This window comes from Macrococcus psychrotolerans (assembly GCF_038095555.1).
Lineage (GTDB): Bacteria > Bacillota > Bacilli > Staphylococcales > Staphylococcaceae > Macrococcoides > Macrococcoides psychrotolerans.
In genome coordinates, this window is the sequence record NZ_CP124591.1 from 756,637 (window position 1) to 779,208 (window position 22,572).

Annotated in this window: 24 protein-coding genes; 16 read left to right on the forward strand and 8 right to left on the reverse strand. The window is 39.5% G+C overall.

Annotated elements, in window-relative coordinates:
* Positions 1 to 6: 6 nt before the first annotated feature.
* Positions 7 to 669 carry a potassium channel family protein gene (locus QA539_RS03900; protein WP_219494417.1) on the forward strand — a complete coding sequence of 221 codons (663 nt, stop codon included), beginning with the start codon at positions 7 to 9 and terminating at the stop codon, positions 667 to 669.
* A 72-nt stretch (positions 670 to 741) separates the two neighbouring features.
* Here the strand turns inward: QA539_RS03900 and rnjA are convergent, their stop codons facing one another.
* Positions 742 to 2,430: a ribonuclease J1 gene (rnjA, locus tag QA539_RS03905; RefSeq protein WP_219494419.1), complete on the reverse strand. Its 1,689-nt coding sequence runs from the start codon at positions 2,428 to 2,430 to the stop codon at positions 742 to 744.
* A complete protein-coding gene (locus QA539_RS03910; protein ID WP_219494421.1) occupies positions 2,430 to 2,642 on the reverse strand; it encodes a DNA-dependent RNA polymerase subunit epsilon in 213 nt (70 codons plus the stop codon). Before QA539_RS03910 ends, rnjA begins: the two co-directional genes overlap by 1 nt.
* Before the next feature lie 208 nt (positions 2,643 to 2,850).
* Between QA539_RS03910 and QA539_RS03915 the strand changes: the two genes are divergently transcribed.
* Together QA539_RS03915 and QA539_RS03920 are read left to right on the forward strand one after the other, a co-directional pair.
* On the forward strand, positions 2,851 to 3,630 hold the full coding sequence (locus tag QA539_RS03915) for a Cof-type HAD-IIB family hydrolase (protein WP_419895492.1): 780 nt from the start codon (positions 2,851 to 2,853) through the stop codon (positions 3,628 to 3,630).
* A gap of 5 nt (positions 3,631 to 3,635) precedes the next feature.
* Entirely contained in the window at positions 3,636 to 3,893 is a 258-nt protein-coding gene (locus tag QA539_RS03920) for a hypothetical protein (RefSeq protein WP_219494425.1), read from the forward strand.
* A 26-nt stretch (positions 3,894 to 3,919) separates the two neighbouring features.
* Here QA539_RS03920 and def read toward each other — a convergent pair whose 3' ends face one another.
* Positions 3,920 to 4,474 carry a peptide deformylase gene (gene def / locus QA539_RS03925; protein WP_219494427.1) on the reverse strand — a complete coding sequence of 185 codons (555 nt, stop codon included), beginning with the start codon at positions 4,472 to 4,474 and terminating at the stop codon, positions 3,920 to 3,922.
* Positions 4,475 to 4,583: 109 nt separating this feature from the next.
* On the opposite strand from def, the gene QA539_RS03930 reads away from it, so the two are divergent.
* The 12 genes from QA539_RS03930 to QA539_RS03985 all read left to right on the forward strand — a co-directional run bounded on the left by QA539_RS03930 (position 4,584) and on the right by QA539_RS03985 (position 15,899).
* Positions 4,584 to 5,216: a YkyA family protein gene (locus QA539_RS03930; protein WP_419895493.1), complete on the forward strand. Its 633-nt coding sequence runs from the start codon at positions 4,584 to 4,586 to the stop codon at positions 5,214 to 5,216.
* Positions 5,217 to 5,391: 175 nt separating this feature from the next.
* Positions 5,392 to 6,507 (forward strand): pyruvate dehydrogenase (acetyl-transferring) E1 component subunit alpha, encoded by a 1,116-nt coding sequence (gene pdhA / locus QA539_RS03935; RefSeq protein ID WP_413474384.1) that lies wholly within the window; start codon positions 5,392 to 5,394, stop codon positions 6,505 to 6,507.
* Positions 6,508 to 6,510: 3 nt separating this feature from the next.
* On the forward strand, positions 6,511 to 7,488 hold the full coding sequence (locus tag QA539_RS03940) for an alpha-ketoacid dehydrogenase subunit beta (protein WP_219494430.1): 978 nt from the start codon (positions 6,511 to 6,513) through the stop codon (positions 7,486 to 7,488).
* Between the two features lie 93 nt (positions 7,489 to 7,581).
* Positions 7,582 to 8,868 (forward strand): dihydrolipoamide acetyltransferase family protein, encoded by a 1,287-nt coding sequence (locus QA539_RS03945; RefSeq protein ID WP_219494432.1) that lies wholly within the window; start codon positions 7,582 to 7,584, stop codon positions 8,866 to 8,868.
* Positions 8,869 to 8,872: 4 nt separating this feature from the next.
* Positions 8,873 to 10,279 carry a dihydrolipoyl dehydrogenase gene (lpdA, locus tag QA539_RS03950; protein ID WP_219494434.1) on the forward strand — a complete coding sequence of 469 codons (1,407 nt, stop codon included), beginning with the start codon at positions 8,873 to 8,875 and terminating at the stop codon, positions 10,277 to 10,279.
* A 67-nt stretch (positions 10,280 to 10,346) separates the two neighbouring features.
* Entirely contained in the window at positions 10,347 to 10,625 is a 279-nt protein-coding gene (locus tag QA539_RS03955) for a UPF0223 family protein (protein WP_419895494.1), read from the forward strand.
* Positions 10,626 to 10,720: 95 nt separating this feature from the next.
* Entirely contained in the window at positions 10,721 to 11,263 is a 543-nt protein-coding gene (locus tag QA539_RS03960; RefSeq protein ID WP_099482090.1) for a helix-turn-helix domain-containing protein, read from the forward strand.
* A 9-nt stretch (positions 11,264 to 11,272) separates the two neighbouring features.
* Positions 11,273 to 12,355, forward strand: a complete 1,083-nt coding sequence (locus tag QA539_RS03965; protein WP_219494438.1) for an ABC transporter ATP-binding protein — start codon at positions 11,273 to 11,275, stop codon at positions 12,353 to 12,355.
* A 1-nt stretch (position 12,356) separates the two neighbouring features.
* Positions 12,357 to 13,163 carry an ABC transporter permease gene (locus tag QA539_RS03970; RefSeq protein WP_219494439.1) on the forward strand — a complete coding sequence of 269 codons (807 nt, stop codon included), beginning with the start codon at positions 12,357 to 12,359 and terminating at the stop codon, positions 13,161 to 13,163.
* A complete protein-coding gene (locus tag QA539_RS03975) occupies positions 13,160 to 13,969 on the forward strand; it encodes an ABC transporter permease (protein WP_219494441.1) in 810 nt (269 codons plus the stop codon). The genes QA539_RS03970 and QA539_RS03975 overlap by 4 nt, the downstream gene beginning before the upstream one ends.
* Positions 13,966 to 15,039, forward strand: a complete 1,074-nt coding sequence (locus QA539_RS03980) for an ABC transporter substrate-binding protein (protein WP_283721670.1) — start codon at positions 13,966 to 13,968, stop codon at positions 15,037 to 15,039. The genes QA539_RS03975 and QA539_RS03980 overlap by 4 nt, the downstream gene beginning before the upstream one ends.
* A gap of 92 nt (positions 15,040 to 15,131) precedes the next feature.
* Entirely contained in the window at positions 15,132 to 15,899 is a 768-nt protein-coding gene (locus tag QA539_RS03985) for a DUF4064 domain-containing protein (protein WP_419895495.1), read from the forward strand.
* Positions 15,900 to 15,975: 76 nt separating this feature from the next.
* Here QA539_RS03985 and QA539_RS03990 read toward each other — a convergent pair whose 3' ends face one another.
* The 3 genes from QA539_RS03990 to QA539_RS04000 form a co-directional block, all read right to left on the reverse strand.
* Positions 15,976 to 16,641 carry a DUF1641 domain-containing protein gene (locus QA539_RS03990; protein WP_219494447.1) on the reverse strand — a complete coding sequence of 222 codons (666 nt, stop codon included), beginning with the start codon at positions 16,639 to 16,641 and terminating at the stop codon, positions 15,976 to 15,978.
* The gene (gene fdhF / locus QA539_RS03995) at positions 16,641 to 19,607 is read right to left on the reverse strand and encodes a formate dehydrogenase subunit alpha (RefSeq protein ID WP_419895496.1); all 2,967 of its coding nucleotides are present in this window, start codon (positions 19,605 to 19,607) and stop codon (positions 16,641 to 16,643) included. The genes QA539_RS03990 and fdhF overlap by 1 nt, the downstream gene beginning before the upstream one ends.
* A gap of 179 nt (positions 19,608 to 19,786) precedes the next feature.
* On the reverse strand, positions 19,787 to 20,398 hold the full coding sequence (locus QA539_RS04000; RefSeq protein WP_219494451.1) for a YktB family protein: 612 nt from the start codon (positions 20,396 to 20,398) through the stop codon (positions 19,787 to 19,789).
* 103 nt (positions 20,399 to 20,501) lie between these two features.
* On the opposite strand from QA539_RS04000, the gene QA539_RS04005 reads away from it, so the two are divergent.
* A complete protein-coding gene (locus tag QA539_RS04005) occupies positions 20,502 to 21,323 on the forward strand; it encodes an inositol monophosphatase family protein (RefSeq protein WP_219494453.1) in 822 nt (273 codons plus the stop codon).
* Here the strand turns inward: QA539_RS04005 and QA539_RS04010 are convergent.
* Positions 21,320 to 22,192: a hypothetical protein gene (locus QA539_RS04010; protein WP_419895497.1), complete on the reverse strand. Its 873-nt coding sequence runs from the start codon at positions 22,190 to 22,192 to the stop codon at positions 21,320 to 21,322. The two genes, QA539_RS04005 and QA539_RS04010, sit on opposite strands and share 4 nt — an antisense overlap.
* Positions 22,193 to 22,383: 191 nt before the next feature.
* A complete protein-coding gene (locus QA539_RS04015; RefSeq protein ID WP_219494458.1) occupies positions 22,384 to 22,569 on the reverse strand; it encodes a DUF5325 family protein in 186 nt (61 codons plus the stop codon).
* Positions 22,570 to 22,572 lie beyond the last annotated feature (3 nt).

Consider the following 22,572-nt stretch of genomic DNA (forward strand, 5'->3'; position numbering starts at 1 on the left):
GTCATTATGGAAAAAGAATTTGTTGTCATTGGGCTTGGCCGGTTTGGTGGTAGTATCGTAAAAGAATTAAGTGCCCTTGATATGGACGTTATGGCGATTGACTCAGATGAAGCGCGTGTCAATGAGTATGCTGATATTGCGACGCACGCAGTGATTGCAGATACGACGGATGAGAATGTACTGAAAAGCCTGGGTATCCGTAACTTCGATCATGTCATTGTCGCGATTGGGGATAATATACAGGCAAGCATCTTGACGACATTAATCTTAAAGGATCTTGGTGTTAAGAAGGTTACAGCGAAGGCGCAGAATGATTATCATGCGAAAGTACTGAACAAAATCGGTGCAGACACAGTGGTACATCCAGAACGAGATATGGGCCGACGCATTGCGCACAATGTTGCGAGCTCCTCTGTACTGGATTATCTTGAACTTTCTGATCAGCACTCGATTGTTGAGATCCGTGCAGGTGAAACATTGCAGGGACATACTATTCTTGACCTGGATATCCGTGCAAATTATGGTATCAATATTATCGCGGTTAAGCGTGGCAGAGAGATTATCGTGTCACCTGATCCGGCTGTCGCGATTGAGAATGGAGACATTCTTATAATGATCGGTCATGATAATGATCTGAACCGTTTTGAGAAGAAGATTATGAAAGAATAGAAGATAACCCCGAATGATTCTAGAATCATTCGGGGTTATTGTTATTTAAATATACAGTGACGAGGGTGTATATTATTCTTTCTTATCTTTATTAACATCCATGATCATTGGAAGGATCATTGGTTTACGTTTCGTCTTTTCGTAAAGGTATGGTGCAAGCGTTTCGCTGATGACATTCTTAATATGATGCCATTCAAGTTCTTCGCCAGAATTTAATTTCTCGATAACGCGTTTTTTAAGTAGTCTGCTCGCTTCATAGATCATATGTCCAGATTCGCGCATATATACAAAGCCGCGAGAGATGATGTCAGGACCACTAAGCAGCTGATTCTTTTCGAAATCCACGCTGACAACTACGATGACTAAGCCTTCTTCTGACAGCATCTTACGGTCTTTGATAACAACGTTGCCGATATCGCCGATACCACTACCATCAACAAGTACATTACCAGCTTGTACACGACCTGCATGACGTGCTGAGTCATGTGTTAATGCCAGTACGTCACCATTTTCGTGAATAAATACATTATCTGGGTTCACACCACAGTCGACACCGAGCTGTCCGTGCAGGCTCTGCATACGATACTCCCCATGAATCGGCATAAAATACTTCGGTTTCATAAGGCGCAGCATCAATTTCTGTTCTTCTTGAGAACCGTGTCCAGATGTATGGATATTTGATAATTTACCGTGGATAACATCAGCGCCTGCTTTGTAAAGGGCGTTGATCGTACGGTTTACGCTTAATGTATTCCCTGGAATAGGGGAAGAACTGAAGATTACTGTATCTTCAGGAATAATAGAAATCTGACGATGCGTGCCATTGGCGATACGTGACAGTGCTGCCATCGGTTCCCCTTGAGAGCCGGTACATAGAATCAGTAATTTATGTTTCGGTACTGTATTGATCTTATTCGCTTCGATAAATGTTTCAGGGGGTACTTTAATATAGCCGAGTTCTGTACCAATCTTAATATTGTTCTCCATAGAGCGTCCGAATATGACAATCTTGCGGTCGAACTTCACGGCTGCCTCAATTGCTTGCTGCACACGATAGATGTTTGAAGCGAATGTCGCAAAGATAATACGACCTGTACACTTACGGAAAATTTGTTCGACGTTCTGTCCCACTTCACGTTCACTGATCGTAAAGTTCGGAATTTCAGCGTTTGTTGAATCTGATAATAGGCACAGCACACCTTCTTCGCCAAGACGTGCCATCTTAGCGATGTTGGCAGGTTCACCAACAGGTGTAAAGTCGAACTTAAAGTCGCCGGTATGCACAATCTTACCTTCAGGTGTATCTACAATGACACCGTATGCTTCAGGTATAGAGTGTGTCGTTAAATAGAAGGACACCTTCAAGTGTTTAAATTCAAAGATACTGTCTTCAGTTATTGGATTTAAACTTGCGGTCCTAAGCAAGCCATGCTCTTCTAATTTATTACGAATAAGGCCTAATGCTAATGGTCCGCCGTAAATTGGAACATTCAGCTGTTTCAGTAAGAAAGGCACGCCGCCAATATGGTCTTCGTGTCCATGGGTTATAAATAAGCCTTTAATTCTCTCTTTGTTCTCAATGAGATACGTGTAGTCAGGAATGACATAATCGATACCAAGTAACTCGTCCTCTGGAAACTTAATACCTGCATCAATGACGACAATCTCATCCTGATACTCTATTGCGTAGGTGTTCTTACCGATTTCGCCCATACCTCCAAGCGCGAAGACACCTACTTCATTTTTGCTTAATTGTTTCATTAAATTTTCTCCACGCTGTAATTTTCAGCTTTTTGTTCATACTCAAGGTGTGCACCTTCAAGTTTCTGAACAAATTCGATGTTGTAAGGACGATCGATTAAATATCTTCTCACTTGTTCTTCGCTCACTGCGTCGAAAAATTTAACCTGTGTGTTTTCACGAATGATTACTTCTGCTTTGTCTTCTTGATATAATACTTTAAAAATTGCCATGTTTATTGCCTCCTATAATTTACATAAAGAATGCCCTAGAAGTCTAGGGCTTAAATAACCGTACAAGACATTATTAAAAATGTATGAGTACTACTATATTACATGATTTTTAATATAAGTGTAAAGCCTTATGAAGCGAATAATCATATTTATATGAAAATGTACTGAAAACTGATAGTTTATAAATAAATATAGTAGGAGGACAATGATGGAACATAAATTAATATTATTTGATATTGACGGTACGCTTTATGATTACGACAAAAACATTCCAAATTCAACGATGGCTGCGATAAAGGCGTTGCAGACACAAGGGCATACTGTCGCGATTGCGACAGGACGTGCGCCATTTTTGGTGCAGCCAGTTCTGGAAGAGACAGGTATTAAGAACTATGTGTCATTTAATGGTCAGTATGTCTATGCGAATGATAATGTCATCTATGAAAACCCGCTCGATACTGAAAGCCTTAAAGCACTTGAACATGTTGCACATGGACATGATCATCCCGTGGTCTTCTTAACACATGATGACCTTGTAGCGAATATTGATTTCCACGAGTATATCAAGACAAGTCTGGATACGATGCATATGGCGCATCCACGTAAAGCTGATACTTTCTATATGCAGCACAAAATCTATCAGGCGCTGATATTTCATCAACAAAGTGAGGATGGAATCTATGATGGGCAATTTGAACATCTGAAGTTTATACGATGGCATGAACTGAGTCGTGATGTCGTGCCTGCTAACGGCTCCAAGATGAGGGGGATAACGCACCTTGCAGCCTCGCTTGGATTTAATATTGAAGAGACGATTGCGTTTGGTGATGGATTAAATGATATCGAGATGATCCAAGGTGCTGGCATTGGCGTTGTGATGGGCAACGGTGTTGATGAATTGAAACAGTATGCAGATTTCGTTACAAAAGCAGTTGATGAAGATGGTATAATGTATGCAGTTAAAGCATTAAATTTAATTGAAGGATGATGACGATGAATACACATGCACAAGAAATGTTAAGAGAGTCAGAAAATAAAGCGATTCATCTTAAAATGATAGAATTTAATGTCAGAGGAAATGATGTCGTAGCTACATTCTTGTACGAAGACCTGTTTGAAGCAGAAGATGTACATTTGGCGCCGAGACCGAAAGATCCGATGTTTCTGCATGTTGATGAGCTTGATGAAGTCACACAGGTGCTAGGTGAAAAAGGGATTGCATACCAAGTTAGAAACGATGAATTTATTTAAAAAAACCGAAGCTTAAGCTTCGGTTTTTATTCAACTGCAATGGCATCCTTTTGTACTTTCATTGGATCTGCTTTATCGATATGATCATAGAACATGACACCATTCAGATGATCGATTTCATGCTGAGCGACGATTGCACTGAAGTCCTTCAATCTAAGCTTCACTTCTTCGCCATCTGGGGTATACGCCTTGACGGTGATACGCGCATAGCGATGTACGATGCCCGGTACAGCTTCATCTACACTCAGGCAGCCTTCACCGGTCGGTAGATAGGATTTCTCGACACTATGGCTGATAATCTTGGGATTGATGAGCTGATGCGTCACATAATCGCCCTTTTTTTCGTCGTAGAAATGGATGACGAGCATGCGTTTCTTATAGTTCAGCTGTGGAGCGGCGATGCCGACACCACTTCTTAGCTGATACTTCCTGCTTTGTTCTTCATCCTGGCTCATCTTAAGAAACTCAAGCATATCATCGATCAGCTGTCTGTCTTCTGTTGATAGGGGGAGGGGAACTTCCTCAGCTTTCGCTCTTAATGTAGGATGTCCGTCCCGAATAATGTCTTTCATTGTTAGCATTGTCTTCACTCCTCAGAGTAAAATATATCAGATTATTAAGATATGTGCTATCGTTTGAAAATGATTTTGAAAAGATATAACATAAAGCCATAAATTAAGGAGGTTCAATATGAAGATAAGTAAATTAATATTTGCTTTGTTAATGGTTCTGTTATTAGCTGCCTGTCAAGGTAAGACAGAAGCGCTCGGCAATTTTGCCACGCAGATCGACACTTCTGTAAAAGCGGAAGAACCTGTTAAGACAACAGGTGAAAAACTACAGAAACTAGAGAATGATAAAGTGAAAATCTTTAATCAGATCAATAAAGCGAAGCAAGGTGAAATTAAAGGCTACGCTGACCAGCTGCTTAAAAATACTGACGACAGAAGAGATGCCATTGAAGAAGAAATAAAGGCAATGGACAAATCAAAAGGAATTTATGAAGATGCAAAAGCGATGACGAAAGATATCAAAGATGAAACACAGAAAAAGCAGGTCGCATCATTTATAGAGGTGAATGATAAAAAGTACACGCAGCACCAGCAGCTTATGAATAGCTATAAAGACATCCTTAAAACAGAGAAAGATGTATTTACATATTTGAAACAGCCACAGCCAAAATCTAAGGTGGTCAATGCCAAGATTGAAAATGTTACTAAGAAGTATGAACAGTTCAACAAAGATACTACGGCCTATGCCAACATGTTAAGAGCAGTCGAACAAGAGAAGACGAAAATGACAGATATCTTGAACGGTAAATAAGTGCTGCTGTTACATTTTTGATATATAACAGGTTCATTGTTTACTATAACACAGCGTGAAATAATCCTTATTTCATGCTCTTTATATTGTCACAAACTTTTTCTTTAACAGTAATACAATTTTGTGATATTATGAACTTGTAACGTATAAAAACTAGAAAGGTTTGGTGAATTGAATGGCTCCGAAAAAGCAAGCTCCATTCGATGCAGTTTCGACTCTACAAGAGATCGAATCAAAATTTGAAGTAGTACAAGTATTAGATTTAGATGGCAATGTCGTTAATAAAGACTTTATGCCTGACTTAACGGATGAACAATTGGTTGAATTAATGGAGAGAATGGTCTGGACGCGTGTATTAGATCAACGTTCTATCTCTCTTAACCGCCAAGGACGTTTAGGATTCTATGCGCCGACTGCGGGTCAGGAAGCTTCTCAATTAGCTTCTCATTATGCTTTAGAGAAACAAGATTACATTTTACCGGGTTACCGTGACGTACCACAATTAATCTGGCACGGTTTACCACTTACAAAAGCTTTCTTATGGTCCCGTGGACACTTTGTTGGGTCTCAAATGCCTGAAGGAATGAACGCTTTAGCACCACAAATCATCATCGGTGCACAATATGTTCAGACTGCAGGGGTAGCACTTGGTCTTAAGAAACGTGGTCAAGATGCAGTAGCAATTACTTATACAGGTGACGGTGGTTCTTCACAAGGTGACTTCTATGAAGGTATCAACTTCGCATCAGCATTTAAAGCACCTGCAATCTTCGTTATCCAAAATAATAACTATGCAATCTCAACACCACGTAGCAAACAAACAGCTGCGAAAACATTAGCACAAAAAGCAGTAGCGGTCGGTATCCCTGGTATCGTTGTTGATGGTATGGATGCTTTAGCAGTATATCAAGCAACGAAAGAAGCGCGTGACCGTGCAGTTGCTGGTGAAGGTCCAACATTAATCGAAACAATCACTTACCGTTATGGTCCACATACGATGGCCGGTGATGATCCTACACGTTACAGAACTTCAGATGAAGATGACGAGTGGGTGAAAAAAGATCCGTTAGTACGTTTCCGTAAATTCTTAGAAGCAAAAGGATTATGGTCTGAAGAGAAAGAAAATGAAGTAATGGACAGAGCGAAAGAAGACATTAAAAACGCGATTAAAGAAGCGGATGCGACACCAAAACAAACTGTGACGCAATTAATGGAGATTATGTACTCTGATAACGTTCCTCAAAATATTAAGGAACAGCTGGAAATTTATAAAGAGAAGGAGTCGAAATAAGTCATGGCACAAATGACAATGATTCAAGCGATTACAAATGCGCTTCAAACAGAACTAAAAAATGACGAAAACGTATTAGTTTTCGGAGAAGACGTTGGTGTCAACGGTGGGGTATTCCGTGCGACTGAAGGACTTCAAAAAGAATTCGGTGAAGATCGTGTATTCGATACACCACTTGCTGAGTCTGGTATCGGTGGTTTAGCGGTAGGTTTATCATTAACTGGTTTCCGTCCAGTAATGGAAATTCAGTTCTTCGGATTCGTATTCGAAGTATTCGATTCAATTGCAGCACAATTATCTCGTCAACACTTCCGTTCAGGTGGAACAAAAACTGCACCAGTTGTTATCCGTTCACCATTTGGTGGTGGGGTACATACACCAGAACTTCATGCAGATAACTTAGAAGGTCTAATGGCGCAAACGCCTGGTGTTAAAGTTGTTATCCCATCAAACCCATATGATGCTAAAGGATTATTAATTTCAGCAATTCGTGATAACGATCCTGTTGTTTACTTAGAGCATATGAAATTATACCGTTCATTCCGTGAAGAAGTACCTGAAGAAGAGTATACGGTTGAAATCGGTAAAGCAGCAGTGAAACAAGAGGGTACTGATTTATCAATCATTACTTATGGTGCAATGGTTCAAGAATCTATGAAAGCAGCAGAAACGTTAGCGAAAGATGGACATTCAGTAGAGGTCATCGACTTACGTACTGTTCAACCACTTGATATTGAAACAATCGTTGCTTCAGTTGAGAAGACTGGTCGCGTTGTTGTTGTTCAAGAAGCGCAAAGACAAGCGGGTGTTGGTGCGAATGTCGTATCTGAAATTTCAGAGCGTGCGATTTTAAGCCTGGAAGCACCTATTGGACGTGTATCAGCCCCTGATACTGCTTATCCATTTACTCAAGCAGAAAACGTTTGGTTACCAAACAAAGAAGACATTATCGCAGTAGCGAAAAAGACGTTAGAATTCTAATCTAGAAGATAAACGTGTAAAATGAAAAGTGACATCATGATGTTACTTTTCATTCATTTATTTTAATTCTTAATTCTTTAGGAGGAATTTATTGTGGCATTTGAATTTAAGTTACCTGCCCTTGGTGAAGGGATATTTGAAGGTGAAATCGTAAAGTGGTTCGTTAAGTCTGGCGACGAAGTACAAGAAGACGATATTTTGTTAGAAGTACAAAGTGATAAATCTGTAGTAGAAATTCCATCTCCAGTAACAGGAAAGATCAATACGATCGTGGCTGAGGAAGGAACTGTAGCAAATCTAGGTGAGGTTATCGTAACAATCGATTCTGATGACGCACACGCACAAAATGATGCTGCAGAATCAAAAGAAGAACCAAAAGAGGAAGCACAAGCTGAAACTACAGAAGCGCCTAAAGCAGAAGCACAAGCACCTGCACAAGACGTTGAAGTTGATGAAAACCGCCGTGTTATCGCAATGCCTTCAGTACGTAAATTAGCCCGTGATAAAGGGGTTAACATTAAAGCTGTTCAAGGTACTGGTAAAAACGGTCGTGTCTTAAAAGACGACGTTCTAGCGTATGCTGAAGGTGGACAAACAACTGCAAGTACACCTGAAGCACCAGCTCAAGAAGCACCAGCACAAGCAGCACCTCAACCAGTTGCAGCACCAGAAGGTGACTTCCCAGAAACACGCGAGAAAATTCCGGCAATGCGTCGTGCAATTGCAAAAGCAATGGTGAACTCTAAACATACTGCACCACACGTAACATTAATGGATGAAGTAGAAGTACAGGCATTATGGGATCACCGTAAGAAATTTAAAGAAGTTGCAGCTGAACAAGGTACGAAATTAACATTCTTACCATACGTTGTAAAAGCGTTAGTTTCAGCACTTAAAGCATATCCTGCTTTAAACACTTCATTAGATGATGCGACTGAAGAAATTGTACACAAACATTATTACAACATTGGTATCGCTGCTGATACTGAACGCGGTCTATTAGTACCTGTTGTAAAAAATGCAGATCGTAAATCAATCTTCGCGATTTCTGATGAAATCAATGAATTAGCAGTTAAAGCACGTGATGGCAAACTTTCTCCTAGCGAAATGAAGGGTGCTTCATGTACAATAAGTAATATCGGTTCAGCTGGTGGACAATGGTTCACTCCAGTTATTAACCATCCTGAAGTTGCAATTTTAGGTATTGGTCGTATCGCGCAAAAACCAATCGTTAAAGATGGAGAAATTGTTGCAGCACCAGTTCTTGCATTATCATTAAGTTTCGACCACCGTCAAATCGATGGCGCAACTGGACAAAGTGCAATGAACCATATTAAACGCTTGTTAAATAATCCAGAATTATTATTAATGGAGGGGTAAACAGATGGTAGTTGGAGATTTTCCTATTGAAACAGATACTATTGTAATTGGAGCAGGTCCTGGTGGATATGTTGCAGCAATTCGTGCAGCACAATTAGGACAAAAAGTAACAATCGTAGAAAAAGGAAACTTAGGGGGCGTTTGTTTAAACGTAGGTTGTATTCCTTCAAAAGCAATGCTTTCAGCTTCTCATAAATACGAAACAGCGAAACATTCTGAAGAATATGGAATTAAAGCTGAAAACGTAACTTTAGATTTCTCTAAAGTTCAAGAATTCAAAAACAGTGTTGTTAATCGTTTAACTGGTGGCGTTGGTTCTTTACTTAAAGGCCGCAAAGTTGAAATCGTTCAAGGTGAAGCTTACTTCGTAGACCAAAACAACTTGAAAGTGATGACTGAAAAAGCTTCTCAGACTTACACATTCAAGAATGCGATTATCGCAACAGGTTCACGTCCAATCGAAATTCCAAACTTCAAATTCAACAAACGTGTTATCGATTCAACAGGTGCATTAGCACTTCCTGAAGTACCAGAACACTTAGTTGTTGTAGGTGGCGGATATATTGGTTCTGAATTAGGAACAGCTTACGCTAACTTCGGTTCAAAAGTTACAATTTTAGAAGGCGCTAAAGATATCTTAGGCGGATTCGAAAAACAAATGACACAAGTTGTTAAAAAAGGTCTTAAAGCTAAAGGTGTTGAAATCGTTACTGAAGCAATGGCGAAGTCAGCTGAAGAATCAGAAAACGGTGTTAAAGTCACTTATGAAGCTAAAGGCGAAACACATACAATCGAAGCGGACTACTGTTTAGTAACTGTAGGACGTCGTCCAAATACAGATGAGTTAGGTCTAGAAGGTTTAGGCATTAAAATGACTGATCGTGGTATCATTGAAGTTGACGCTCAAAGCCGTACTTCAGTTGAGAACATCTACGCAATCGGTGACATCGTTGCTGGACCACCACTTGCACACAAAGCTTCTTATGAAGGTAAAGTTGCAGCTGAAGCTATTTCAGGTGAAAAATCAGAAGTAGATTACTTAGGTATTCCTGCTGTATGTTTCACTGAACCTGAATTAGCGACAGTTGGTTACACTGAAGCAATGGCTAAAGAAGAAGGATTAGACTTTAAAGCGTCTAAATTCCCTTACGCTGCAAATGGCCGTGCATTATCAATCGGTGAGACTGATGGTTTCTTAAAACTCATCACACTTAAAGAAGACGGATTATTAATCGGTGCGCAAGTTGCCGGTGCTGGTGCATCTGACCTCATCGCGGAACTTGGTTTAGCAATTGAAACGGGCATGACTGCAGAAGATATTGCATTAACAATCCACGCTCACCCAACATTAGGTGAAATTACGATGGAAGCAGCAGAAGTTGCAATGGGTCACCCAATTCACACAATGTAATAAACTTTACAATTTCAAAGTACTATTCATATTATATGAATAGTACTTTTTTTATGGAGGAATGTATATGAACTATAGTTATCCAATCGATACAGAATGGTCACAAGATGAGATTATAGATGTTGTTAATTTTTTGAGCTTGATTGAAGATGCGTATGAACGTAGTGTGAATACTGAAGATTTTCTTACGCTTTATCGCGCTTTTAAACAAGTGGCACCGACGAAGTCAGAGGAGAATCGTATCTTAAAGTCATTTGAACAAGTATCGACGTATTCCGGCTATCATACTGTTAAGCGTGCACAACAAGCGAAAGAAAATAACGAAAAAGTATTTTCAATGAAGTAAATTTTTAATGAATATTGAAATGTACATCGATTTTTGATACATTTAATACATTATTAAACTATTTGTTTATAATTATTAAACTAAGGTGTGAATGTATGGATATCGGAAAAAAGATAAAAGATTTAAGGCGCCAGAAGAATTTGACACAAGAAGAGCTTGGCGAACGTACAGATCTCTCAAAAGGATATATTTCACAGCTGGAACGCAATCTATGTTCCCCTTCAATGGAAACATTCTTTAATATTTTGGAGGTCCTGGGCTCTAAGCCAAAAGATTTCTTCAGTGAACAGCAATATGAGCAGCGTATTCATTATCCAAAGTCAGAACAGACAATCTATGATGAGTATGATGATGGCTACATGATTAACTGGCTCGTTCCAGATTCTAATGAATTTGATATGGAACCGGTCATTATAACGATTGAACCCGGTAAGAAGTATAAAAAGTTTTTACCAAGCATGTCAGATAGTTTTATCTATGTGTTACAGGGTGAAGCGAGTATTCATATCGGTAGAAGAGATTATCATGCGCAATGTGGGGAATCGTTCTATTTTAAGGCGAACGAATCCCATCAATTATTTAATCGAACAGACAAAGTGGCACGCGTACTGATTGTGGCGACAGAGTCTTACTTATAGAGGTGAACAATGAAACAATTTATTCAGTTTAACCATGTGACAAAGGCATATGGAGACAATACGATTCTTAATGATATCAGCTTTGAAATTGAAAAGGGTAAGTTTTATACCTTGCTTGGACCATCAGGTTGTGGGAAGACGACGATATTACGTCTGATTGCCGGCTTTGAGAAAGCATCAAGTGGCGATATATACTTTGATGAAGCGCGTATCAATGATGTACCGCCGAATAAACGTAAAGTGAATACCGTCTTTCAGGACTACGCCTTATTTCCACATTTAAATGTGTTTGAAAATGTAGCGTATGGTCTACGTATCAAGAAAGAAAATGAAGACAGCATTAAAACGAAGGTCCGAGAGGCGTTACAGCTTGTAAAACTTGCAGATTTTGAAAACCGTGATATTAAGGATATGAGTGGTGGACAACGTCAGCGTGTCGCGATTGCACGTGCCATCGTTAATGACCCGGAAGTGATATTACTTGATGAACCGTTAAGTGCCCTTGACTTAAAACTCAGAACAGAGATGCAGTATGAACTGCGAGAAATTCAAAATCGTCTCGGTAAAACCTTTATCTTTGTTACACATGACCAGGAAGAGGCGCTTGCAATGAGCGATTATATCTTTGTAATGAATAAGGGTAAAATTGAACAAAGTGGTACACCACTGGATATCTATGATGAACCTGTGAACCGTTATGTGGCGGACTTTATCGGAGAATCAAACATTGTAGACGGTATCATGGTCAAAGATTACGTCGTTGAGATGTACGGCAAACGCTTTGCATGTGTCGATAAAGGATTTAAACCAGATGCAAAGGTGGACATTGTAATACGTCCAGAAGATATCGAAATCACTGCACCTGAAATGGGTAAAATTCATGCGCTTGTAGACTCTACACTGTTCCGTGGTGTGCATTACGAAATCTGCTGTATTGACGAAGCAGGGAATGAATGGATTATTCAGTCGACGAAACCAGCGACACCGGGTGAACGTGTAGGACTTACATTTACCGAGGAAGCAATACATATTATGCTGCCTGGTGAGACAGAAGAAGAATTCGATCGTCGTATTGAATCATACGAGGTGTAGTATGCAAAGAGCGAAAAACTTTTTCTTAGTCCCTTACATGCTCTGGATTATTCTGTTTATCGTAATGCCGCTCGTTATGATATTTTATACGTCGTTTACGAATCACGATGGGCAGTTTACTTTTGAGAACTACCAGTCTTTTTTGACTCCGACATATTTAAAGATGACCCTATCTTCCTTTATTTATGCATCGATTATTACCTTATTTTGCTTAATTATTGCATACCCGATTGCGCTCGTCTTAAAGCAGGCGAAACATAAACAGCTATGGTTGCTGATTATTATCTTACCGACTTGGATCAATCTGTTATTAAAGACGTATGCGTTCATCGGTATATTCAGTAAACAAGGCACTATCAATGATGTGCTGCACTTCTTACATCTACCTGCAGCAAATCTACTGTTTACAGATACAGCATTTATCTTTGTATCTATCTATATCTATATACCATTTATGATACTGCCGATCTTTAATAGTATGAATGAAATTCCGGACAATTTAATCCAGGCATCACGCGATCTCGGTGCATCCGAGTGGATGACCTTTCGAAAGATCATCATGCCCTTATCACTTGAAGGGGTGAAAACAGGGATACAAGTTACATTTATCCCGGCTTTAAGCTTGTTCATGATTACCCGTCTGATTGCAGGGAATAAGGTTGTCAACTTAGGGACAGCAATTGAAGAACAGTTTTTAGTGACACAGAACTACGGAATGGGTTCGACGATTGCCGTATTCTTAATTTTAGCGATGGCATTTGTGATGATCATCACGAAATCTAAAAACGAAAGCGAGGATATAAAATGAAACTAAGAGGTAAATTATTTTTAGCGGTCGCACTTTTCATTTTATATTTCCCGATCTTCTATTTAATGTTTTATTCCTTTAATTCTGCTGGCAATATGAATCATTTTGAATCCTTTACGTTAGATCATTACAAGGCAGTGTTTGAGAATAAGCGCCTACTCGTTATTATCGTGAATACACTCGCTGTGGCACTTATTGCAGCAAGCATCTCTACAGTGATTGGTATCTGTGGCGCTATTGCGATACACTATATGCGCAATAAGAAGATTAAAATCGGACTATTGACATTAAACAATATATTAATGGTAAGTTCTGATGTAGTGATCGGCTCTTCGTTTTTAATCTTATTTACTGCGATTGGTCACTTTACAGGGCTTGGGCTTGGATTCTGGTCTGTACTTATATCACATATCGCATTCTGTGTGCCCATCGTGGTGCTGCTCGTATTACCAAAACTATATGATTTAAATACATCTCTTATTAATGCGAGCTATGACTTAGGTGCGAGCACATGGCAGACGATCAAAAATGTCATTATCCCGCATATACTCCCTGGTGCACTTGCTGGATTCTTTATGGCACTGACTTATAGTCTGGATGACTTTACAGTCAGTTTCTTCGTCACTGGAAATGGCTTTAGCGTATTATCTGTTGAAATCTACTCGATGGCACGTAAAGGCATTTCAATGGAAATCAATGCGATCAGCACATTAATGTTCTTAGTGGTGATGACAATCATTGCAATTTACTACGTAGTAACAACAAATGCAGATAAGAAGAAGTTAAAGGCAGGTGCAAAATCATGAAACAACTGATGCAGCTAATCTTCATCTCACTTGCAGTTGCCGTATTATTATTATTCTCAAGCCGCTTTATCAATCCACCGCCATCAGGTGGAAAAGGGAATGTCCTCTATGTATATAACTGGGGCGAATATATCGATCCTGATCTGCTTAAAAAGTTTGAGAAGGAAAAAGGGATTCGTGTCGTACTAGAGACGTTTGATTCCAATGAAGCGATGCTCGCAAAGATTAAGAATGGGGGGACAAGCTATGATATTGCTGTCCCTAGTGAATATGCGATTCAGAAGATGAAAAATGAAAAGTTATTGCTGCCCATCGATCATAATAAAATACCAAATCTAAAAAATATTAATAAAGATTTTATGGATCTCCCTTTTGATAAGAAAAATGAATACTCTATCCCATATTTCTGGGGTACTGTAGGCATTCTATACAATCCGGACACAACGAAAGACATTGATTTTTCGAGCTGGGATAGTTTATGGGATAAGCGCCTGAAAGACGACGTTCTTATTGTTGACGGTGCCCGTGAAGCACTTGGATTAGCGCTGAATAGTATGGGGGAATCTTTAAATGAGACTGACCCTGATAAATTACTTAAGGCTGAGCAGAAGCTTGAGAAACTTGCACCGAATGTAAAAGGTGTTGTAGCAGATGAAATTAATACGATGATGGTACAAAAAGAAGCGGATGTTGCGGTTGTATGGAGTGGCATGGGTGCTGATATCATGACAGAAAATGAAAATCTGGACTTTGTTGTACCAAAAGAAGGATCGAATCTATGGTTCGATAATATCGTCATCCCAAAAACGGCACAAAATATTGAAGGGGCACATGAATTTATTAACTTTCTGCTTGATGCACAAAATGCAAAAAAGAATACGGAGTGGGTCGGATATGCGACACCAAATAATGCGGCTTTAAGATTACTGGATAAAGAAACACGAGAAGATGAACGATTCTATCCAAATAAAGCAGTGCAGGAGAAGCTGGAAGTATATGAGGACCTTGGTTATGAAAATATAAAAAGATATAACGAACTCTTCCTTAAATTTAAGATGTCTTTGAGATAAGCGTATGTTGATTTCAGCCAATTTCAATATTTATGCATAAAATTTATTTGTGAGGGTACTATATAAGAAATAAGTTTAAAGGAGATGGATATATGAGTCGTAGAGAATATACTCAAACAGTACAACCCGTAAGTCGAGTTCCTGAAAAAATCTTTGGGTGGTTAGCATGGTTACCACTATTAGCACTTTCATTATTTGGTCTTTATCAATTATTAGTGAATGGGAACAACCCAGAATTCATTCAGGCAATGAAAGATGGATTGAATGAAGAGATGCAGAAAAATAACCAAATGGCAGATGCCTTTAACCAAATGGGGTTAACAGTTGAAGAAGCTGTACCATTATTTGTTAAGAGTTTCTGGTATTTCTTAGCTTATTCTTTAATCCCGATTATTTTAGGATTAATCGGATTACTTAAGATGAAGAAGAGAATCTTTGCAGGAATAATGTTATTGCTTGCTGGATTGTTTACAACACCATTCTTCTTTACATTCATCTTAGGATTTATTCCATTATTCTTCTTTATTTCAGCAATACTTTTATTTGCGCGTAAAGATAAAGTAATTAAGAATAATGACTATTATGAAGACCCTGCACATGTTGAGCGTGAACAGCACGCTGCACCATCATATGTTGAACGCGATGCTCGTATCGAAGAAGAAAAGGATTTCACTTATGATGCAGACGACAAGCATGACGATGTCGTGGTAGATGATGTAGAACGTTCTACAGTTCGTGAAGACAGAGTAGATACACATTTCGATAACAATATCGATAGTGATTCAGACCGTGTAACTTACGTTGATAAAACAAAAGATGCAGTCGACGAACGTCGAGACAACTATAACAATAGAAGATAAGTAAAACTTAAGACCAATATAAAAACCAGAAACGATTGTTTCTGGTTTTTATTATGAGGACAGGATTACTGTCCTTTTATTTTTTTAAGAGTAATGAGCCGATTGAAAGTGCTGCGCCACCAAGCGCTGCAATGCCAACGTACTTTGAATTTGAAGTGCCGCGTACTTCATCCCGCTTAGATTTACTCGGAAGTTCTGTGTGATGTGCATGCGCTACATCACCCGTATTTGTATGTACAGGGTCAACGATGCCCTGCTCCTGTTTCAGCTGCTGGAAGGATGTACCGAAACCCTTAACAAACTTTGTCAGTACGATAGAACCTTCAACGAAATCTTTATTTGTTAATACTTTAAGTAATCCGGTCCACCCAAGTGGTGTGCTTTGATTATATTCAGTCGATAATTTCAGACCTTTATTGAACTTCAAGATCATCGGTTCGATATCATTGAAGTTAAACTTACCTAATCCTTGGACGAGTAGGAGTGCGTTACGAATCGCCTGGTCACTTTCAGTTTCATTGATGGCCTTTAACACACGCGTTAATATCGGATCGCTTTGAGAGAGCGCAGCATTGGCTGCATTTAATGCTTCATGCTCATCGAGCTGTTCGAGTAAACGGAATAATTTAAGTAACGTATCTTTATGCTGGATCAGCTGATCTTCTAATTCACGTAATTCCTTTTGTCGGAGTGCTTCAATATCTACTTCAGTCGGTTTAATTACACGTGTTGGTTGTGCCATTATCTATCACCTCTCATTTTAACGATATCGCCTGGATACACATAGTCATCTCGTCTCCATTTCGCTTCAACGTTAACGCCCATTTGTGGTACACGGTTCCCGAAGCGGAAGTTGTTTTCTGGTAATGGTGATTTGTTGCCTTTATCTAGGATGATAAGCTTTGCCTTTGTTTCTTTGTAAGCTGGTGTTGATGTGTCTTTATCTGCGATAGAGCTTGAGAGCAGGTTAATCGCTGCATCGCCATTATCGTTCATCGGTAAGTAAACTTCTTTGCCGAATACACGGTCAGTAATTAATGCGCGTACATCAACCTTGCCGTAGGGTGACTGTAAGCGTACGAGGTTACCTGTTTGAATACCACGTTCGTCTGCAAGTTCCTGAGAAATTTCTAAGAATGCATCCGGTGTTTCCATTGCAAGACCTTTAACTCGATATGTCATATTACCTTCGTGGAAATGCTCAAGCAATCGTCCGTTGTTAACATGAATATCATATTGTGCTTCATATTCAGTCGGCTCTGTCCAGTCAACAGGGAAGAAGTTCGCTTTCTTATCATCAAATGGGAAGCCTTCTGTAAATAATAACGGAGAATCTGTGCCGTCTTCTTTAACTGGCCATTGTAAGCTATTGAACCCTTCTAGTCGATCATAGGATACACCTGAGTATATTGGTGTTAATGACGCGATTTCATCCATTACGTCACCTGGATGCGCATAATCCCAGTCTGCGCCCATATGCTTTGCAATCTCTTGAATAATCTTCCAGTCTGGTTTCGTACCTTCTAAAGGTTCCATTACTTGATAGAGACGCTGAATACGACGCTCTGTATTCGAGAATGTTCCTTCTTTTTCGAAACTTGGTGCTGCAGGTAGAATAACATCTGCATATTCAGCAGTTTTTGAGAAGAAGATGTCTTGTACAACGAAGAATTTCAGCTTTTCAAATCCTTCGCGGACGTAGTTGATGTTCGAATCAACGATACCCATATCTTCACCTTTTAAGTATAATACATCAAGCTCATCCGCATGCATTGCATCTACCATCTGGTGGTTATTCTGACCGACATTAGGGTTTAATGCTACACCCCATGCTTTGCTGAATTTTTCAAGCACCGCTTTGTCTGCAATCTTTTGGTAACCAGGAAGATGTGTTGGCATGCTTCCCATATCTGAAGCCCCTTGAACATTGTTGTGACCACGTAATGGATAAGATCCTGCACCTGGTTTCATATAGTTACCTGTTACTAGCAATAGGTTAGAGATCGCAGTAGAAGTATCACTACCCCCACGTTGCTGAGTCACACCCATCGCCCACATAACGGCTGTCGTTTTTGCTTCATGGATCATTTCTGCAATCTTGATAATTTCTTCTTTCGACATGCCAGTATGTTCTGCAGCATAATCGATTGTGTATTTCTGTAGTCCTTCAACGAGGGCAGTGTAGTTGTTCACATGCTTATCGATGAATGCCTGGTCCTGCCAGTTATTGTCGATAATATATTTCGTTACTGCATTTAACCACACTAAGTCACTACCTGGATTCGGACGCACGAACATATCAGCACGTTCTGCCAGCTCATGTTTACGGATATCTGCTACAAGTAATTTAGAGCCGTGTAATTTCTGAGCACTCTTTACGCGCGTTGCGATAACAGGATGTGCTTCAGCTGTGTTCGTTCCGAGTCCAATAATCAGTTCTGCACGTGCAATATCTGTAATCGAACCTGAGTCTCCTCCGTAACCAACCGTACGCCATAATCCCATCGTTGCAGGAGACTGACAGTAACGTGAACAGTTATCTACGTTGTTCGTACCTACGACTTGACGGGCAAGCTTCTGCATTAAGTACGATTCTTCATTTGTACACTTAGAAGAAGTGATGAACGCTAATCTTTCAGGACCACGCGTATCAATCGTCTCTTTAAATTTAGAAGAGATTAAGTCGAGTGCTTCTTCCCAGGTCGCTTCTCTAAAGCCATCCGCTTCACGAATTAATGGCTTCGTTAGACGTTCACCTGAATTTACGAAATCCCAGCCGAATTTACCTTTAACACATGTAGAAATCTGGTTCGCCGGTGCTTCAGGGCTTGGTTCTACTTTCAGCACTTCGCGACCTTTCGTCCATACTTCGAAAGAACATCCGACACCACAGTACGTACAAACTGTCTTAGTCTTCTTGATTCTATCCTTACGCATCTCTGCCTCAACGTCTGAGATGGCCATAAGCGGTGTGTACCCTGTTTCTACTGCTTTCGTAACTTCTACAGCCGGACGGAATGCGTCCTTAAGCATACCAGTTAAGAAACCAGCTTCACCAACCATGCCAACTTCCATCATTGCATTACATGGGCATACGGTAGAGCAGTGACCACAATTGACACAAGAGGAATCATCGATATTTAAGTCCGTATTCCCATCCCAGATGACACGTGGACGTTCTAATTCCCAGTCAATCATCAATGTTTCATTGACCTGTACATTCTGACAGGCTTGCACACAGCGACCACAAAGTATACATTGATCTGGATCATAACGGTAGAACTTACCGATATTCTTTGGTGCACCTTTAGGAGACTGGGCAGTAGCCTGATGATCTATCTTTAAATTCTTAACGGTATTATGTACTGTACAGTTTCCATTGTTAAAATCACATACTGTACAATAAAGTTCATGATTACGTAATATTCTGTCCATCGCAATCATCTGTGCTTCAAATGCTTCACTTGATCCTGTCTTGACAATGTCCCCGTCTTTAAGCTGTGTACTACATGAACGTACGAGCTCACCATTGACTTCAACGATACATGCATCACATGTTTCGATTGCACCAAGATCGGGGTGATAGCATAGTGCTGGAACATCAATGCCCTTAAACCTTAAGTAGTCGAGAATGCTTACATTGTTCGGAACTTCCATCGGTTTGCCGTTCAGCGTAATACTGACCGTTTGTGATGTTACATCATTCATAAAATTACCCCACTTCATATTTATTTTAAAAAATATATGCCCTAACCTAATTATAAATTATCTGAGTATTATTGCAATTTTATTATTGAATTGATTTCAGTAATGAATAGAAATAAAACAGATAAAAATATGAGACGAGAACAAATGATGCGTAATCATCTGCCCTCATCTCATACGTATTAAATATATAAAGGAAGTAATTTAAAAAACGTATCTTCTACCGCTGCTAAAAACTTTTTATCTGACATCAATGCATCATCATCAGGTAAGAATACTTTGCCGAATAATAGTTCTCCTTTTTTTACATTGATGAGACGATCGATATAACGTTTCAGCGCATCTTCATCTAGTGAATGAACTGCTTCATATGTCTTTTTCATATGATCGCCCTTAATGATAAAATCACGATCAAGTGCTAATATGTCATTAACTTGCTGCTGCCACTTTGCCGCCATGCGCTCTTTTTCAGGGGATTCATAGATAATACCAAAGAGTACGAAAACGTGGTCATCGAAGAGTCCAATCTGGAAGTGGGGCAGCATCTTGTAACCGCGTTTGTTTGTTGAAAATGCAACCCATGTATCGTTCGGTGGATTCGTTTTACGACGCAGATGTTTCGCTACATGTGGATAGAATGTTTCATCTGTATGCTGAGATAAATAGCTGCTAAAATATTCACCAAGTGCTTCTAGCTTCGGACGCGTTGTTTCGATCAATGCTTCCATACGCGGCTCTAAGCCTTCCACGTTAAAGACATTGAAATCTTTTGAAGTAAAATGATATTTTGCCATAGTTCACTCACCTTTTTCTTTTATATATACTATTATATACATAAAGTTGAAACAATTTTGCTTATGTTTAAGATATTGTATAATGATCCTAGGAGGAGATGCTATGGAATTATTTGAATTTATGAAACAGATTGTTTATCAGGCTGGCAGTAATATTAGAGCTCAACTTAATCAGCCGTTATTAATAGAAACGAAATCAAATCCAAATGATCTTGTCACGAATATGGATAAAGAAACCGAACAGCTGCTGTATGATGCAATAATGCAAGCTTACCCAATGCACCATATTATCGGTGAAGAAGGAAGCGGTACAGATATTACCTCTATGGAAGGTACGGTATGGATTATCGATCCGATTGATGGTACTTTGAACTTTGTACATCAGCAGGAAAACTTTGCGATTTCTGTCGGTGTATTTGTTGATGGGAAGAAGTATGCGGGTGTCATCTATGACGTCATGCGTGACACGATGTATAGCGCACGTGCAGGACACGGGGCATACAAGAATGAAGAGCCGATAGCACCACTTATTGATAGCGAACTGCATCAATCTATCATCTCGATGAACCCGAACTGGTTAACGAAAGATTATACGAAAGACATCTATAGTGACATCGTCATCAAAGCAAGAAGTGCAAGAAGCTATGGTTCAGCAGCGTTAGATTTCGCCTATGTTGCAACAGGCAAGGTGGACGCTTATATTACGCTCAGGCTACATCCATGGGACTTTGCCGGTGGCGCCATCATCGCTGAGGAAGTGGGGGCAGTCGTTACGAACCAGCTGAATGAACCGCTGGATATGCTCCATGCGAATTCAATTATGGTGGCAAACAAAGCGCTCCACGATGAAATTTATACACAGTATTTGAAACCACATTCAGCTGCTCTTGATAGCATCCATCAAGAGAGGTTCCATCGCCGTTAAATATAATAGGCACCTTTAGTTGTGCCGAACTTCTGGAAGTGTTTATTCAGCAGTTTCGTGAGTATAAAAGGTGGGAAGTAATGCGCTGTAAATTCAGCGAAATTACGTCTCGTCAGTCTTTGTTCGGATAATATCGCTTTAAACTGTGAAATATTATGATTGAACAAGCTTTCTGAATCGATGATTGCATTACAATGTGTGCAGTAATTCAGAGATTTGAAGCGGTTGAGTGTATTCAGCGCTAAGCAGTCAGGACAGCTGACACCCTTTTTGTAGTCGGGGAGATGGATTTCATGTATTACAGAAGTATCGACTAAGACAGTGCTAATGGTGCTGTTTTTTTTTTTTGAGCAGATACTCATGCGCTCAAGATAGGGTAAAATCTGATCCTTTAGCAGAATATCGCCCGGGTGACTATGGATATCAAGCATGAAGGTCTCATTGAACATCACACATTTTGTATACACGGGCAGTTGCGTTGAAGTTTCAGGCATCACATTGATAACAGAATACTTCATACAATGCAGTTCGGAAATATCGGCGTGTGTGGTATAAGTTGTGCTATTTATAAGCATACCGTCACCGTCAATATGATGTAAACCGCTATAATCATTGAACTTAAATAAATGTACTGCATTATCAGTGATAATAATCAGGTTGATATAGATATTGTGATGCGTCTGATACTGCCATATGCACTCAAAGTGTGTATGGTCAATCTGATTTAAAAGCGCCATAAAGGCATGCTCAAGCTGATAACGTTTATTCAGCTCATGTAGCTGTGCGGCGCAGTGCGTATTGGATGTACGATGGACAAGCGATTCCAGTGCAGTTAATGTATGAGGTTTGCTTAATGGTTTAATGTGCATATCAGTTCTCCTTTGCATTGATGATTATAATATAGCGACTCAATTGGAGATATTCAAATTGCTATATTTAAAAAATTACAAAAAAATCACACTAAAATTTAAAAATTTTAGTGTGATTAATTAAAAATAGTATGAAAGATTAAAAAATAGTGTCTCAAAATTAAAAAGCGGTAAATCGATAAAAAATTTTTTTAAAGCTCACCATTTTCACGAAACTTCTTCTTGAAAGTGAAGCCTACGCCAAAAGTGGCGATAAATAATATCACTGCTATACCTATAAGTAATAAGTTACCTTCAGCAAGTCCGATACTAAAGAGGATAAGCATCAGTACTGCGAAACAAGCAAGTGCGAATTGTGTAATTGTACTTTTCTTCATATA